Raw genomic sequence first — 14,730 nt, forward strand, 5'->3', positions numbered from 1 at the left:
CTTCCCCGCGCGCCAACGCCCGTAGCCGCGGTAGGAAAAGGGGCCTGACCCCTTTTCTACCTCGGCTCGGTCATCCGCGAGGAATCGAGAATCGCCGCGCGCTCGGCGTCGGTGAGGGTCGTGCGCTCCCGGGCGACCTCGCGGATCGTCCGTCCCGAGGAGGCGGCCTCCTTCGCGATCGCCGCCGCCGCGTCGTAACCGACGTGGGGGACGAGCGCGGTCGCGAGCATCAGCGACCGCTCGACGAGCTCGGGGCCGCGCGCGGTCGCGACGATCCCGCGAGCGCAGCGACGGTCGAAGTTCGCTGCGGCGGCGCCGAGGATCTCCACGGAGGTCACGAGATGGTGCGCGGCGAGGGGGAGCATCGTGTTGAGCTCGAACTGGCTGGCGTGCCCCGCGAGGGCGACGACGGTATCCGCCCCGACGGCGTGGGCGCAGGCCATCAGCAGCGACTCCGGGATCACCGGGTTGACCTTGCCGGGCATGATCGAGCTCCCGGGCTGGACTTCGGGGAGGGCGATCTCGCCCAGCCCGCAGCGCGGCCCCGAGGCCAGCCAGCGGACGTCGTCGGCGATCTTCCGCAGGCTCAGCGCGGCGGAGCGCACCGCCGCCGAAGCGGCGAGCGCGGCGTCGAGGGTCGCCTGCGCCTGCGGGTGGTTGTCCGTTTCCCGAACGGGAGTCCCGAGCCGCTCGGAGAGGAGCGCGCACACGCGTGCGGCGAACTCCGGGTGCGTGTTCACCCCCGTTCCGACCGCGGTGCCGCCGAGGGGGAGCTCGTCGAGATCGAGGAGCGCCGTCGCGAGCCGCCGGCGCGTCCGGGCCATCTGCCCCGCGTAACCGCGGAAGACCTGGCCGAGGCGGATCGGCGTTGCGTCCTGCAGGTGCGTGCGACCGGTCTTCACGACCTCCCACGTCTCGGTCGCCTTCCGCTCGAAGGTCCCCTCGAGCGCCTCGATCGCGGGGAGCAGCACCTCGCGGATCGCCAGCCCCGCCGCGAGCTGCAGGCACGTGGGGATCACGTCGTTGGACGACTGGCCGAGGTTGACGTGGTCGTTGGGGTGCGCCTTCGCGAGCCTGGCGATCACCTCGTTGGCATTCATGTTCGTCGAGGTTCCCGAGCCGGTCTGGAAGACGTCGACGGGGAAGTGGGCGTCGTGCGTCCCGTCGGCGATCGCCTCGGCGGCGTCGGCGATCGCCCACGCGAGCGCGGGGTCGAGCCGGCCGAGCGCGGCATTCGTCCGCGCGGCGGCCGCCTTCACGAGGCCGAGCGCGCGCAGGAATCGGCGGGGCATCCGCAGGCCGCTCACGGGGAAGTTCTCGACGGCGCGCTGGGTGGAGGCGCCCCAGAGCGCATCCGCGGGGACGTGCAGCGCGCCCATCGTGTCCCGCTCGGTCCGGAAGGGGGTGTCCGGCATGGTAGATTCCTCCGCCACGGATCGTACCCCGGCCGGATGGCCCGCGAGGTCGCGACGATGAGCGCTCCTGCCCGTCTCTCCTGCTTCAAGGCCTACGACATCCGCGGCCGCATCCCCGACGAGCTCAACCGCGACCTCGCGTACCGCATCGCGCAGGGGTACGCGGCGTTCCTGAAGCCCCGGCGGGTCGCCGTGGGGCACGACATCCGCCTCACGAGCCCCGAGTTCGCCGACGCCGTCGCGCAGGGGCTCGTCGACTCGGGGGTGGACGTCGTCCACATCGGGCAGGTGGGGACCGAGCAGGTCTACCACGCCGTCTTCCACCTCGGCCTCGACGGCGGGATCATGGTCACCGCCTCGCACAACCCCGCCGACTACAACGGCCTGAAGCTCGTGCGGGAGGGGGCGCGTCCCATCAGCGCCGACACGGGCCTCAAGGACATCGAGCGGATCGTCCTCGCCGGAGATTTTCCCGCGGCCCCCTCGAAGGGAAAGGTCGAGCGCCGCGACCTCACCGCCGAATACGTCGAGCACCTGCTCACCTACGTCGACCGCTCGCTCCTCAAGCCGTTGACCGTCGTGTCGAACGCGGGGAACGGCGGCGCCGGCGTGATCATGGAGCGTCTCGAGCCGCACTTCCCCTTCAAGGTCGTTCGGGTGCACCACACCCCCGACGGGAACTTCCCGAACGGGATCCCCAACCCGCTCCTCCCGGAGCGGCGCAAGGACTCAGCCGACGCGGTGCTGAAGGCGAAGGCGGACGTCGGCGTCGCCTGGGACGGCGATTTCGACCGCTGTTTCCTGTTCGACGAGAGAGGGGAGTTCATCGAGGGGTACTACATCGTCGGCCTGCTTGCGGAACAGACGCTCCGCCGCCACCCCGGAGCCAAGATCGTCCACGACCCGCGCATGACGTGGAACACCGTCGAGATGGTGAAGGCCGCGGGGGGCGTTCCGGTGCAGAGCAAGTCGGGGCACGCGTTCATGAAGGAAGTAATGCGAAGCGTGGATGCGGCCTACGGCGGCGAGATGTCCGCGCACCATTTCTTCCGCGAGTTCTCCTACTGCGACTCCGGGATGATCCCGTGGATGCTCGTCCTCGAGCAGATGGGGCGCACCGGGAAGTCGCTCAGCTCCCTCGTGGGCGAGCGGATCCGGCGGTACCCGGCGTCCGGGGAGATCAACCGCCGCGTGGACGACGCGATGGCGGTGATGGCGGCGGTGAAGGCCCACTACGTCGGGATCGGCGGGAAACTCGACGAGACCGACGGGGTCGGGATCGACTTCGCGGACTGGCGGTTCAATCTCCGCGCCTCGAACACCGAGCCGCTCATCCGGCTCAACGTCGAGACCCGCGGGGACGCGAAGCTGCTGGCCGCCAAGACCGAGGAGCTGCTCTCACGCCTGGGAGGCGCGAGCGCGGATCACTGACGCAGCAACTCCGCCAGACTCCGGTGGAACTGCGAGTTCGGCATGACCTCGTCGTACCCGGCGTCGACCGCGCGTCGCAGGCTCTCGGTATCGACATGGGAGCCGTAGGCGATCAGGCGGGGAGGAGGGGCGAGGGCCTTGAGGCGGGGGGCCCAGCCGAGCAGGTCGACCGACCTCGAGCCGAGGTCGGCGAAGACCTTCGCGAGGTTCCCCTGCAGGACGGCCGCCTCCATCGCCGACTCGTCGGTGATCCGGGCGACCGGGATCCCGGCGGCCTTCGCCAGGCCGTGGATCTTCGCCCAGAACATCACGTCGTCGGTGACCACAAGCACTTTCCTTGCCATGTCCCCTCCGTGGCTTGCTATTCTCTCCCCGTCCTGCGAGCTTTCGTGACCGGAAAGAGGGCCCCGTGACGCTGAGCGACCGCCACCCGATCTTCGTCGGCTACAAGATGGACGGCTCGCTGCGTCGTCGTCTGGAGGCGCTGACCGGCTCCGAGCGGAAGTACATCGCCGAGGACGGGGAGTTCCTTCGGATTCTCCGGCTGGGGGAGGACGGCTACGTCGGAAAGGTCGTCACGGAGCGGATCACGACCGACCGCGTGGACGACATCCGGCGAAACGTCCTGAGCATCCTCCAGCGCCTGAGCCCGGACACCCGTTTTCCGATCCACCTGGACATCCTGGTCTGCGTGTCGGATCCGGAAACGGGCCCTTCGTCGTGGACTCCCGCCCCCTGAAAATCGAAGGGCCGGCTCGCCGCCGGCCCTCGACCTCTCAGTGGCTGTCTGGTAGCGCTACAGGGATTCGAACCCTGGTTTGATGGCTGAGAACCACCCGTCCTAACCCCTAGACGATAGCGCCGCCCGGGATTCTAGCGACCGCACCCCCGCTGTCAACCCCGCCTTGACGGACCCGCATCCAACCCTATATTCGCCCGTGCTTCCACATATGTAACTTTGTGTTGGCGCGGTTGTGTTTTCGGGGAGGAACGCCATGGGGGGCCGATTCGAACGTGGTGCCGGTGCCCTGAAGCTGCGCTGGGGCGTGATCGCCCTCGTCGCCGCAACCGCGATGGCCGCCGGCGACGCGTCGGCGGCGGTGCTGCTTCCCGTCGCGTTCCTCGTGCTGAGCGGCTTCCTCCTCGAGGCGCTCTCCCGAAGCCTCGCCGGCGAGCCGTCGGCGGAGATCCTCCTCGGCGTCGTCGACGCCGCCACGATCGGCATCACGCTCTACGGCCTGGCCTTCGCGATCGACGGCACCGCCCTCACGGTGGCCGGGGGGTTCTCCTTCTTCTACCTCGCGATCGTCGCCGGGCGGCTGTGGGGACTCGTCGGCGCGGAGCGCCGCGCGCGTCGCGAGAGCCGCGAGCTGCGGGCGCTCCTCGAGATCACCGAGGCGGTGACCGGCACCCTCGACGCGAACCAGGTGATGAACCTGATCGTCCGGCGCGTGGGCGACCTCGTCTCCGCCCAGCGCTGCTCGATCCTGGTCGTCGACGAGCGCCGGGAGACCTGTTACGTCGTCGCCGCCAACGACAACCCGGAAGCGGTGCGGCTCGAGGTCGACCTGAGCAAGTACCCGGAGATCCGGCGCGCGCTCGACACGCGCGAGCCGGTGCACGTCGAGAACGTCGAGACCGATCCCCTGGTCGAGCCGGTGCGCGAGATCCTGCTGCAGCAGGGGTACCGCTCGATGATGGTGCTCCCCCTCGTCTTCAACCGCGAGGTCCTCGGAACCCTCTTCCTGCGCGCGACCCGCGAAGCCCCCTTCAGCGATGCCGAGATCCGCTTCTGTCGCGTCGCCGCCGCCGCTTCCGCGAACGCGCTCAAGAACGCCCTGCTCTTCCGCGACGTCAAGCACGAGGCCGCGCGGCACCGCGAAACCTCCGAGACGCTGCGTCGCGTGCTCGACGGCACCCCGGACCTCATCGTCGCGACCGACCCCCACGGCCACGTCACCGAGTTCAATCGGGGCGCCGAATACGCGACCGGAATCCCCGCCGAGGAAGCCAAGCGGAAGACCCTCGTGGAGATCCTCGGACCGGCCGGGGAGGTGTCGGGACTCACGGATGCCCGCCGGCGCGAGACGATCCTCACGCGTCCCGACGGGTCGCGGATCGAGCTCAGCCTCGTGGCGGCGCCGCTGCACGAGGAACGCGACGGATCGGGCGGGATCGTCTGGATCGGGCGGGACGTCACCGAGATGCGCCGGGTCGAGAAGAGCCTCGCCCAGGCGGAGCGACTTTCCAGCCTCGGCGAGGTCGTCGCCGGCGTCGCGCACGAGCTGAACAACCCGCTCTCGAGCGTGCTCGGCTACGCGCAGCTGCTCGCGACGCAAGCGCACGACGCGGCGCAGTCGCGCGACCTCGATCGCGTGGTCGAGTCGGCCAAGCGTTGCCAGAGGATCGTGGCCAACCTGCTGGGCTTCGCGCGCAAGCACGCCCCGGAGCGCAAGTCCAACGACCTCAACGCCTGCGTGCAGAAGGTGCTCGACCTCAAGGGATACCACCTTCGATCGTCGCGCGTGGAGGCGGTCGTCGAGCTGGACGAGAGCCTCCCGCAGACCCTCTTCGATTTCCACCAGATCGAGCAGGTGATCCTCAACCTGCTCAACAACGCCGAGCAGGCGATCACCTCCGCCGGAACGGGCGGGCGGGTGACGCTGCGCACGCGGGGGATCCCCGGGTTCGTCTGCCTCGAGGTCGAGGACGACGGTCCGGGCGTCCCGCCTTCGGTGCGCGAGCGGGTCTTCGACCCGTTCTTCACGACGAAGCCCCCGGGGCAGGGAACCGGTCTCGGGCTGTCGGTCTCGTACGGGATCCTGCAGGAGCACGGGGGGCGGATCGAGCTGCGCGAGCGCGGCGCCGGGCGGGGCGCCTGCTTCGCCGTCTACCTCCCCCTCGTCGGGGAGGCGGCGACCCCCGCGGCGGGCGGCGACCGCTCCCAGGTGCCCCAGGTCCCCGCGGGGCCGCTCCAGGGGAGGCGCGTGCTCGTCGCCGAGGACGAGCCCCTGGTCCTCGACCTGCTGCGCCGCGTGATCGAGGGGGACGGCGGCACCGTCATTCCCGTTCCCGACGGGGAGACCGCGTGGGAGCGGATCCTCGACCAGGACTTCGACCTCATCCTCGCGGACCTGCGGATGCCGGGGCTCGACGGGCGGACGCTCTACGAGCGGGCCGTCTCCGAAAGGCCCGAGCTCGTGCGGCGGTTCGTCTTCGCGACGGGCGACCTCGTGCGCTCGGACAGCCTTCGGTTCCTCGAGGGGGTCCCCAACCGCGTCATCCGCAAGCCGATCGACGTGGACGTGGTGCGAAGGGTGCTCGGGCAGGCGCTCAAGCGGGACTAGAATCGCCCCGATGGGCGACGCCACGCCGCGTTTCGAGGACTACCCCCTCACGCGCGCCGAATACATCACGGCGATGGTGCACTTCTATCGCGCGGAGGTCGCCCGCTCGCTCGCCTGGCGACAGCGCCTCGACGCCACCACCAACTGGGCCGTGCTCACCGTCGCGGGGATGTTGTCGCTGAGCTTCGGCAGTCCCGACGCGCCGCACTTCATGCTGCTGGCGTCGAACTTCATCCTCCTGGCCTTCCTGGGAATCGAGGCGCGGCGGTATCGCTACTTCGCCGTGTACCGCGCGCGCGTGCGGATGCTCGAGGAGAATTTCCTGATCCCGATCCTCACGCGCAAGCTCGAGTCGCCGATGGCGGCGTGGCGGGAGTCCCTCGCCCGCGACCTCGACCTGCCGAAATACAAGACGACCTTCCTCCAGGCATTCGGCTTCCGCCTGCGGCGCAACTACGTCTGGATCTTCGCCATGATCACCGGCGGCTGGATCGTGAAGATCATGATCCAGCCGACGATCGCGTCGACCCCTCGGGTGTTCTGGGATCGGATGGCGGTCGGGCCGGCCCCGCCGGGATTCGTCTTCGCGGCCGGTCTGGCCTTCTGGGCGCTGCTGTACTCCGCGATCGCGTGGGGCCGAAAGCTCGGGGGCGGAGAGCCCGACGACGAGATCGCCGGGCTCGAGGCGAACCTCGCCGACTGGAAGCGGTAGTCTCCGATCGGGAAGGGGCGGGGCGCCGCGCGACGCCCCGCCCTCGCGCATCATTCCTCGGAGTCGAGCCCGACCCCTCCGGCCATCTCGCTCGGCCGGATCGGGGCGTCGGTGGCGATCGCGATCGGGAGCATCGGCTGCGGCTGCGGCTTGGGCTGCGGCACGATGCTCGTCTTCGACGGGGGCTTGGCCGACGGGATCTTCGGCGCGGCGGCGGGGGTCGGCTTCGCCGCGGGACGCCGGGTCACGCTCGCCTTGGCGGGAGCCTTCGGGGCGGCCTTCTTCACCGGTTTCTTGACGGGCTTCTTCGCGGCCTTCTTGGCGGCCTTCTTCGGCGGGGCCTTCCTGGCGGCCTTGCGCGCCGGCGCCTTCCTGGCGGCTTTCTTCGCGGACTTCTTCGCGGCCTTCTTCGCGATCTTCTTCGCGACCTTTCTCTTCGGAGCCTTCTTCGCCTTCTTCTTCGCGGCCTTCGCCATCGGTTCCTCCTTCGGACGTCGCGGGCGCGCGGGTGCGGCGGGATCAACGGGCCCGGAACCGGCGCCCGTCGCGGATTATAAGCACGCGCGCCGTCGAGGCGCGCACGCGATTCCTCAATAAGACGGCCTCAGCGTCCCGCGGCGGCGTAACGGCGCTGGAGTGCGGGAACCAGGTAGTCGCCGACGGCCTCGCGAAGCCCGTGGACCGGGGCGTGGCCCCAGTCGCGCCGGGCGCGGGTGTCGTCGACGTCGGCCGGCCAGGTGTCCACGATCGCCTGGCGGGCGGCGACCGGATCGAAGGTGATCTCGGCCCCCGGGAAGTGGGCGACGACGGCGTCCCGGATCTCCGACGCCGAGGGGGCGAAGGCGCCGATGTTGTAGACGCGGGTGGTCAGGGCCGCGACCGGCGCCGCGTCGAGGCGGAGGATCGCGGCGATCGCATCGGGCATGGTCATGAACGGGATCCGCGTTCCGGCCGCGACGAAGCAGGCGTAGGGTTTCCCCTGGGCGGCGGCGTGGATCATCTCGGGGGCGTAGTCGCTCGTCCCCCCGGTGGGGAGGGTCTCCGCACTGACGAGTCCGGGGAACCGGATCGCGCGGAAGTCGAGGCCGGGCTCCCCGAGCCGCTGCGAGCGCACGGTCAGGTAGGTTCCGAGGCGTTCGCCGTGCAGCTTGTGGATACCGTAGGCCCCCGCCGGGAAGTTCCAGTCCTCTTCCTTGAGCGCCCCGGCCGCCTCTTTCGCCGAGGCGTCGGGGAGGCCGTACACGGCGATCGAGCTCGGGAACAGGAAGCGCACCGGGCGCCCCTTCGCGGCCGCGGTCCGGCGCGCGAGCCTGTACAGCCGGACCGTCGCGTCGACGTTGACCTCGTGGGCGAGGTCGGGGTCCTTCTCGGCCTTCGACGAAAGGACGGCGGCGAGGTGGAACACCCCTTCGAAGCCGTGTTCGTCGAACAGGCGCGACACGAGGCCCGCGTCGTTCACGCTTCCGGCGACGTGCGCGACGCAGTGGGCGGCGAGCTCGGGGGGGATCGGCTCCAGGTCGAGCGCCACGACGTCGAATCCCGAGGAAGCCAGCGCCGGCACGAGCCCGTGCCCCATCTCCCCGGACGCTCCCGTCACCAGAACCCTGCGCGTCGTCGTCATCCGCTCCCTCCCGAGGCTGCGGCGCGTCAAGATACAACGAGTACGGCCGTCCCCTCGATGCCGTCCTCGTCGAGGAGGGCCAGCGCCCGCGCGGCCTGCTCGAGGGGAAACGTGCGGGTACGCGGCCGGATCCCGGCCCGCGCCGCCTCCGCCAGGAGCGCCTCGCCGTCCCGGCGGGTGTTCGACTCGACGCTCGTGAGGACCTTCTCGTGGAAGAGGTGGGGCTCGTACTCCATCGAAGGGATCGGGGTCAGCGTGACCCCGGCCAGGGCGACCGTCCCGGCCTTCCGCACGCCCCGGAGCGCGGCGGGGACGACCTCTCCCGCGGGGGCGAAGACGATCGCGGAATCGGACGGCGCCGGGGGAGGATCGAACGTGTCGCCGACCCAGTCGGCTCCAAGGGCGCGGGCGTGGGACCGGTGTCGCTCGCCGCGGGTCGCCACGAAGACCTCGTGGCCGCGCGCCCGGGCCAGTTGCAGGACGAGATGGGCCGACGAGCCGAACCCCAGGAGGAGCACCCTCCCTCCGGCGGGGACCGCCGCGCGCTCGAGCGCGCGGAACCCGATGATCCCTGCGCACAGGAGCGGCGCGGCCTCGACGTCGTCGAAGGCGGCGGGGAGGGGGTAGGCGAACGCCTCCGGGACGATCGCCGCCTCCGCGTACCCGCCGTCGTCGTCCCAGCCGGTGTAGCGCGAACGAGGGCAGAGGTTCTCGCGCCCCGCGCGGCAGTCGGGACAGACCCCGCAGGTCGATCGCAGCCACGCGATCCCGACGCGCGCGCCGAGGGCGAACCGGACGGCCCCGGGGCCGAGGGCGTCGACGCGCCCGACGACCTGGTGCCCCGGGATCAGCGGCGACCGTTTCGGGGCGAGGTCCCCGGTCACGACGTGGAGGTCGGTCCGGCAGACGCCGCACGCGGTGACGCGGACGCGCACCTCGCCGGGACCGGGGTCGGGGAGCGGGACCTCGCCCAGACGCAGCGGCGTCCGGGTCAGCGGGGCGGGACGGTCGAGGAGGATCGCGCGCACGACCGACCCTCCGGGTTGGAGGTGGCGTGGCTGGGGAGCAGGGATTCGAACCCCGATTCTGCGGTCCAGAGCCGCATGTCCTGCCGTTGGACGACTCCCCAGCAAGAGTCGTTCAAAGAGCGGCGGATTCTAGCACACGCCTGAGCCTCGCCCGGGTCCGCTCCCGGCCCAGAAGCTCCATCACCTCGAAGAGGCCGGGGCTCGCGCCACGTCCGGTGAGGGCGAGCCGGATCGGGTGGATGAGCTTCCCGGCACCGAGGCCGCGCGCCTCGGCGACGGCGCGCACCGCCGTCTCCAGCGCGGCGGCGTCCCACGCGATCCCGTCGAGCGTCGCGAGCAGCTCCTCGAGCATCCCGCGCAGCCCCTCGAGCTTGAGATGCTTGCGGGCGGCCTCGGGGTCGTAGTCGAAGGCGTCGGAGGGGTCGAAGAAGAACCGACCCTCGGGAACGATCGCCTCGAGGGTCCGGACGCGCGGCTGGACGAGGGCGAGGACCTTCCCGAACCACGCGCGTCCCTCGACGGCCCACGCGGGGTCCCACAGCCCCGCGGCTTCGAGGCGCTCGCGCGCCCGCGTCTCGAACACCTCGGCCGGCAGGGAGGCCAGGTACTGCCCGTTGAGCCACTCGAGCTTCTTGAGGTCGAAGACCGCGCCCGACTTCCCGACCCCGTCGAGGTCGAACGCCGCCACGAGCTCCTCGCGCGCCATCTTCTGGCGGTCGTCGCCGGGGGACCAGCCCAGAAGCGCGAGGAAGTTGAACATCGCCTCCGGGAGATACCCGAGGTCGCGGTAGGCGAGAACGCTGACCGCGCCGTGGCGCTTGGAGAGCTTCTTCTTGTCCTCGCCGAAGATCATCGGCAGGTGCGCGAATACCGGAGGCTCGTGCCCCAGCGCGCGGTAGATCGCGAGCTGTTTCGGGGTGTTCGACACGTGGTCGTCGCCGCGGATCACGTGGGTGATCGCCATGGCCACGTCGTCGGAGACGACGGAGAGGTTGTAGGTCGGCGACCCGTCCGAGCGCAGCAGGACGAGGTCCTCGAGGAGCCTCCCGTCGAACGAGGTCGGACCGTGCACCGCGTCGTCCCAGGCGATCGGAGCGTCGGGGATCCGCAACCGAACGGCGAACGGCTCGCCGGCCTCCGCGCGGCGCGCGCTTTCGGGCACGGGGATCGCGCGGCAGCGGCGGGGGTAGAGGTAGGTCCCCCCGTTCCTCTCGGCGGCTTCGCGCTCGGCGCGGATCGTCTCCGCGTCGCAGAAGCAGCGGTAGGCGTGGCCGTCGTCGAGCAGCCGGTTCGCGTCGGCGGCGTGTCGCGCGCGCAACCTCGACTGGAAGAAGGGCCCCTCGTCGGCGTGCATCCCCAGCCACGCCATCCCCTCGAGGATCGCCTGGACGACCTCCTGCGAGTTGCGCTGCTCGTCGGTGTCCTCGACGCGAAGCACGAACGTCCCTCCGTGGCGCCGCGCGAAGAGCCAGTTGAAGATCGCGGTTCGCGCGCCGCCGACGTGCAGGAAACCGGTCGGGCTCGGCGCGAACCGGACCCGGGGCGCGCTCACTTCGCGTCCGCCTTCTCGATCTTCGCCCAGGCGTCCTTGAGCGTGACGGTGCGGTTGAAGACGGGAGCGCCCGGTTTCGCGTCGCGGTCGACGCAGAAGTACCCGATCCGCTCGAACTGGAAGCGTGTGCCGGGCTCGAGGGGACCGGGGGAGGGCTCGAGCTTGGCGTGGGTCACGACCTCGAGCGACGCGGGGTTGAGGTGGGCGCGCCAGTCGAGCCCGTCCTTCTCCTCCGCCGGGTTCTCCTTGGTGAACAAGACGTCGTACAGGCGGACCTCGGCGTCGACGGCATGTTCGGCCGACACCCAGGTGATCGTGGCCTTCACCTTCCGGCCGTCCGGGGCGCTCCCCTCGCGCGTGGCGGGGTCGTAGGTGCAGCGCAGCTCGACCACCTCCCCGGCGGCGTCCTTCACGACGCGCTCGCACTTCAGGAAGTACCCGCCGCGAAGCCGCACCTCGCGGCCGGGGGACAGGCGCCAGTACTTCGGCGGCGGCACCTCGCGGAAGTCGTCGCGGTCGATCCACAACGTCCCGGTGAACGGCAGGCGCCGCGTTCCCGCCGACGGGTCCTCGGGGTTGAGCGGCACCTCGAAGTGCTCGATCCGCCCTTCGGGCCAGTTCTCGATCACGACCCTCAGGGGACGCAGCGCCGCCATCAGGCGGGGGGCGCGCCGGTTGAGGTCTTCCCTCACGTGGTGCTCGAGCAGCCTCAGGTCCACGGTCGAGTCGCGCTTGGCGACGCCGATCCGTTCGCAGAAGGCCCGGATCGCCTCGGGGGTGTATCCGCGCCGGCGCATTCCGGAGATCGTCGGCATGCGCGGGTCGTCCCACCCCGTGACGTGCCCCTCCTCGACGAGCTGGAGGAGCTTGCGCTTGCTCATCATCGTGTAGGTGAGGTTGAGCCGGGCGAATTCGATCTGCTGGGGCCTGGCCTTCGTGGCGACGTTGTCGATCAGCCAGTCGTACAGCGGCCGGTGCGCCTCGAACTCGAGGGTGCAGATCGAGTGGGTGATCCCTTCGATCGCGTCCGAGAGCGGGTGGGCGTAGTCGTACATCGGGTAGATGCACCAGGCGTCGCCGGTGCGGTGGTGGTGGGCCCGCTTGATCCGGTAGAGGACCGGGTCGCGCAGGTTGAGGTTCGGCGAGGCCATGTCGATCTTCGCGCGCAGGACCTTGGCGCCGTCCTCGAACTCGCCGGCGCGCATGCGCCGGAAGAGGTCGAGGCTCTCTCCCGCGGGGCGGTTCCGGTAGGGGCTCTCCCGACCGGGCTCGGTGAGCGTGCCGCGGTGCTCGCGGATCTCGTCGGGGGTGAGCTCGTCGACGTAGGCGTGTCCGTCGACGATGAGCTTCTCCGCCCACAGGTAAAGCTGCTCGAAGTAGTCGGAGGCGAAGAACTTCCCCGCCCAGGAGAACCCGAGCCAGTGGACGTCCTCCTCGATCGCGTCGACGTATTCGACGTCTTCCTTCGCGGGGTTGGTGTCGTCGTAGCGGAGGTTGCAGAGGCCGGAGAACTCCTCGGCGATCCCGAAGTTCAGGCAGATCGACTTCGCGTGGCCGATGTGGAGGTACCCGTTCGGCTCGGGGGGAAACCGCGTCGCGACGCGCCCGGCGTGTTTCCCGGAGGCGTTGTCGCCGTCGATGATCTGCCGGATGAAGTCGCGGGGGAGGGTGGACTCGATGCTCATGGGATTCTCGGGGACGCTGGCGGTGAGGGAGGGATTCGAACCCTCGGATGGGGTTTAAAGCCCATCAACGGTTTAGCAAACCGCCCCGTTCGGCCACTCCGGCACCTCACCGTGTCGTTTTCGTCCAGACGAAGTCCGGATTCTAGCACCAGGCGGCGGAGGGGGCGGGATTCGAACCCGCGAGCCTTGCGGCTTCCGGTTTTCAAGACCGGTGGTTTCAACCGCTCACCCACCCCTCCGGAGCGGGATCTAGCGTGACGGCTCGATCCGGTCGACGCCACCCATGTACGGCCGCAACGCCTCCGGCACGACCACCGTTCCGTCCCCCTCCTGGTAGTTCTCCAGGATCGCGACGAGGGTCCGGCCGACGGCGAGCCCCGACCCGTTCAGGGTGTGGACGAACTCCGCCTTCCCTCCCGCCGCGGGCTTGAACTTGATGTTCGCCCGCCGGGCCTGGAAGGCCTCGAAGTTGGAGCAGGAGGAGATCTCGCGATAGGTGTCCTGGCTCGGGAGCCAGACCTCGAGGTCGTAGGTCTTCGCGGAGGAGAACCCGAGGTCGCCGCCGCAGAGCGAGACCACGCGGTAGGGGAGGCCGAGGCGCCTGAGCACATCCTCGGCATGGCCCGTCAGCCGCTCGAGCTCTGCGTACGAGTCCTCCGGCCGGGCGAACTTCACGAGCTCGACCTTGTCGAACTGGTGCTGCCGGATCAGCCCGCGCACATCCTTCCCGTACGACCCCGCCTCGCTGCGGAAACAGGGGGTGTAGGCGCAATACGAGATCGGGAGCTTCGCCTCCTCGAGGACCTCCTCCGCGTGGATGTTGGTCACCGGGACCTCGGCGGTGGGGATCAGGTAGTACCCGCCCGGCTCGACCTTGAAGAGGTCCTGCTCGAACTTCGGCAGCTGGCCGGTCCCGAACAGCGCCCCGGCGTTGACCATGAACGGAGGGAGGACCTCGACGTACCCGTGCTCGCGGGTGTGGAGGTCGAGCATGAAGTTGATGAGCGCCCGCTCGAGGCGCGCCCCGGCTCCGGTGAGGAGGGCAAAACGCGCGCCGGTCATCCGCGCGGCCCGCTCGAAGTCGAGGATCCCCAGCGCCGGCCCGAGGTCGAAGTGGGCCTTCGGCTCGAACTCGAGCGTTCGCGGGGTGCCCCAGGTGCGCACCACCGGGTTGTCCTCGGAGGAGGTCCCCTCCGGCACGCTGGCGTGAGGGAGGTTCGGCGTCCCCTTGAGGATCTCGCCGAGCGCCGATTCGGCTTCGGCGACCTCGACGTCGATCGCGGCGACGCGGTCGCCGACCGCACGCATCTCGTCCTTGAGGGCGGAGGCGTCCTGCCCCTGCTTCATCATCTGGCCGATCTGCTTCGAGGCGTCGTTGCGCTGCTTCTTGAGCGCCTCGACCTCCACGAGGAGCTGCCGGCGTCGCGCGTCGACCGCGCGGACCGCGTCGACGTCGAAGACGAGCCCCCGCTTGCGGAGCGCTTCGGCGACGCGGTCGGGATGGTCGCGGACGAACTGGCGGTCGAGCATGGCGTCTCCCCGGGAAAAGAGGCGTCATTGTAGTGCTATTCTGCAAGGTCCATGGACAAGCTGCGCATCCAGGGAGGCCGCCGCCTGCGCGGCCGCGTGACGATCGGGGGCGCGAAGAACGCCGCCCTCCCCGACCTCGCCGCCTGCCTGCTGTCGGGCGACCGGGTCGTCCTCGACAACGTGCCCCGCGTGCGCGACGTGCGCACGATGATGCGCGTGCTCGAGCATCTCGGCGCGACCGTCGCGGAGCCGCGCCCCGGAGCCGTCGAGGTCCAGGTCGCGAAGTTCGCGTCGTTCGAGGCGCCCTACGACCTCGTGAAGACGATGCGCGCGTCGGTGCTCGTGCTCGGGCCGCTGGTCGCGCGGCACGGTCGCGCGCGCGTGTCGCTGCCGGGCGGGTGCGCGATCG

The 14,730-nt window shown here is 70.4% G+C and carries 13 protein-coding genes and 4 tRNA genes; 5 read left to right on the forward strand and 12 right to left on the reverse strand.

Annotated features, from left to right (window positions below; all coding sequences use genetic code 11):
• Positions 1-56: 56 nt before the first annotated feature.
• The gene (locus VF139_09915) at positions 57-1,415 is read right to left on the reverse strand and encodes a class II fumarate hydratase (protein ID HEX6851709.1); all 1,359 of its coding nucleotides are present in this window, start codon (positions 1,413-1,415) and stop codon (positions 57-59) included.
• Between the two features lie 57 nt (positions 1,416-1,472).
• Between VF139_09915 and VF139_09920 the strand changes: the two genes are divergently transcribed.
• Positions 1,473-2,846, forward strand: coding sequence for a phosphomannomutase CpsG (locus tag VF139_09920; protein ID HEX6851710.1), 1,374 nt, complete (start codon positions 1,473-1,475; stop codon positions 2,844-2,846).
• Here VF139_09920 and VF139_09925 read toward each other — a convergent pair.
• Positions 2,840-3,190: a hypothetical protein gene (locus VF139_09925; GenBank protein ID HEX6851711.1), complete on the reverse strand. Its 351-nt coding sequence runs from the start codon at positions 3,188-3,190 to the stop codon at positions 2,840-2,842. The two genes, VF139_09920 and VF139_09925, sit on opposite strands and share 7 nt — an antisense overlap.
• A 65-nt stretch (positions 3,191-3,255) precedes the next feature.
• On the opposite strand from VF139_09925, the gene VF139_09930 reads away from it, so the two are divergent.
• Positions 3,256-3,585 (forward strand): hypothetical protein, encoded by a 330-nt coding sequence (locus VF139_09930; GenBank protein HEX6851712.1) that lies wholly within the window; start codon positions 3,256-3,258, stop codon positions 3,583-3,585.
• A 49-nt stretch (positions 3,586-3,634) separates the two neighbouring features.
• Here VF139_09930 and VF139_09935 read toward each other — a convergent pair.
• Positions 3,635-3,709, reverse strand: a tRNA-Glu gene (locus VF139_09935).
• A 132-nt stretch (positions 3,710-3,841) separates the two neighbouring features.
• Here VF139_09935 and VF139_09940 point away from each other — a divergent pair.
• Both VF139_09940 and VF139_09945 read left to right on the forward strand, forming a co-directional pair.
• Positions 3,842-6,193 carry an ATP-binding protein gene (locus tag VF139_09940; protein ID HEX6851713.1) on the forward strand — a complete coding sequence of 784 codons (2,352 nt, stop codon included), beginning with the start codon at positions 3,842-3,844 and terminating at the stop codon, positions 6,191-6,193.
• A 10-nt stretch (positions 6,194-6,203) separates the two neighbouring features.
• A complete protein-coding gene (locus VF139_09945; GenBank protein HEX6851714.1) occupies positions 6,204-6,905 on the forward strand; it encodes a DUF2270 domain-containing protein in 702 nt (233 codons plus the stop codon).
• 50 nt (positions 6,906-6,955) lie between these two features.
• Here the strand turns inward: VF139_09945 and VF139_09950 are convergent, their stop codons facing one another.
• The 9 genes from VF139_09950 to serS all read right to left on the reverse strand — a co-directional run bounded on the left by VF139_09950 (position 6,956) and on the right by serS (position 14,321).
• Positions 6,956-7,381 carry a hypothetical protein gene (locus tag VF139_09950; protein ID HEX6851715.1) on the reverse strand — a complete coding sequence of 142 codons (426 nt, stop codon included), beginning with the start codon at positions 7,379-7,381 and terminating at the stop codon, positions 6,956-6,958.
• Between the two features lie 128 nt (positions 7,382-7,509).
• Entirely contained in the window at positions 7,510-8,526 is a 1,017-nt protein-coding gene (locus tag VF139_09955) for an NAD-dependent epimerase/dehydratase family protein (GenBank protein ID HEX6851716.1), read from the reverse strand.
• A gap of 26 nt (positions 8,527-8,552) precedes the next feature.
• Positions 8,553-9,554, reverse strand: a complete 1,002-nt coding sequence (locus VF139_09960; protein HEX6851717.1) for a zinc-dependent alcohol dehydrogenase family protein — start codon at positions 9,552-9,554, stop codon at positions 8,553-8,555.
• A 27-nt stretch (positions 9,555-9,581) separates the two neighbouring features.
• Positions 9,582-9,655, reverse strand: a tRNA-Gln gene (locus VF139_09965).
• 11 nt (positions 9,656-9,666) lie between these two features.
• A complete protein-coding gene (gene gltX / locus VF139_09970; GenBank protein ID HEX6851718.1) occupies positions 9,667-11,106 on the reverse strand; it encodes a glutamate--tRNA ligase in 1,440 nt (479 codons plus the stop codon).
• Positions 11,103-12,791: a glutamine--tRNA ligase/YqeY domain fusion protein gene (locus VF139_09975; protein ID HEX6851719.1), complete on the reverse strand. Its 1,689-nt coding sequence runs from the start codon at positions 12,789-12,791 to the stop codon at positions 11,103-11,105. Before VF139_09975 ends, gltX begins: the two co-directional genes overlap by 4 nt.
• A 17-nt stretch (positions 12,792-12,808) precedes the next feature.
• A tRNA-Ser gene (locus VF139_09980) sits at positions 12,809-12,902 on the reverse strand.
• Positions 12,903-12,947: 45 nt separating this feature from the next.
• Positions 12,948-13,030: transfer RNA gene (locus tag VF139_09985), tRNA-Ser, on the reverse strand.
• A 10-nt stretch (positions 13,031-13,040) separates the two neighbouring features.
• Positions 13,041-14,321: a serine--tRNA ligase gene (gene serS, locus VF139_09990; protein HEX6851720.1), complete on the reverse strand. Its 1,281-nt coding sequence runs from the start codon at positions 14,319-14,321 to the stop codon at positions 13,041-13,043.
• A 51-nt stretch (positions 14,322-14,372) separates the two neighbouring features.
• Here serS and VF139_09995 point away from each other — a divergent pair.
• The coding region (locus tag VF139_09995) for a hypothetical protein (GenBank protein ID HEX6851721.1) at positions 14,373-14,730 on the forward strand (358 nt) is incomplete at its 3' end.

Source organism: Candidatus Polarisedimenticolaceae bacterium (assembly GCA_036376135.1).
In the GTDB taxonomy this organism is placed as follows: domain Bacteria; phylum Acidobacteriota; class Polarisedimenticolia; order Polarisedimenticolales; family DASRJG01; genus DASVAW01.

Bases quoted from the DNA above. Each gene is read 5' to 3' on its own strand.
- VF139_09945 (HEX6851714.1), top strand. From the start codon at position 6,204: ATGGGCGACGCCACGCCGCGTTTCGAGGACTACCCCCTCACGCGCGCC.
- VF139_09915 (HEX6851709.1), bottom strand. From the start codon at position 1,415: ATGCCGGACACCCCCTTCCGGACCGAGCGGGACACGATGGGCGCGCTG.
- VF139_09925 (HEX6851711.1), bottom strand. From the start codon at position 3,190: ATGGCAAGGAAAGTGCTTGTGGTCACCGACGACGTGATGTTCTGGGCG.
- VF139_09920 (HEX6851710.1), top strand. From the start codon at position 1,473: ATGAGCGCTCCTGCCCGTCTCTCCTGCTTCAAGGCCTACGACATCCGC.
- VF139_09975 (HEX6851719.1), bottom strand. From the start codon at position 12,791: ATGAGCATCGAGTCCACCCTCCCCCGCGACTTCATCCGGCAGATCATC.
- VF139_09940 (HEX6851713.1), top strand. From the start codon at position 3,842: ATGGGGGGCCGATTCGAACGTGGTGCCGGTGCCCTGAAGCTGCGCTGG.
- VF139_09955 (HEX6851716.1), bottom strand. From the start codon at position 8,526: ATGACGACGACGCGCAGGGTTCTGGTGACGGGAGCGTCCGGGGAGATG.
- VF139_09950 (HEX6851715.1), bottom strand. From the start codon at position 7,381: ATGGCGAAGGCCGCGAAGAAGAAGGCGAAGAAGGCTCCGAAGAGAAAG.
- serS (HEX6851720.1), bottom strand. From the start codon at position 14,321: ATGCTCGACCGCCAGTTCGTCCGCGACCATCCCGACCGCGTCGCCGAA.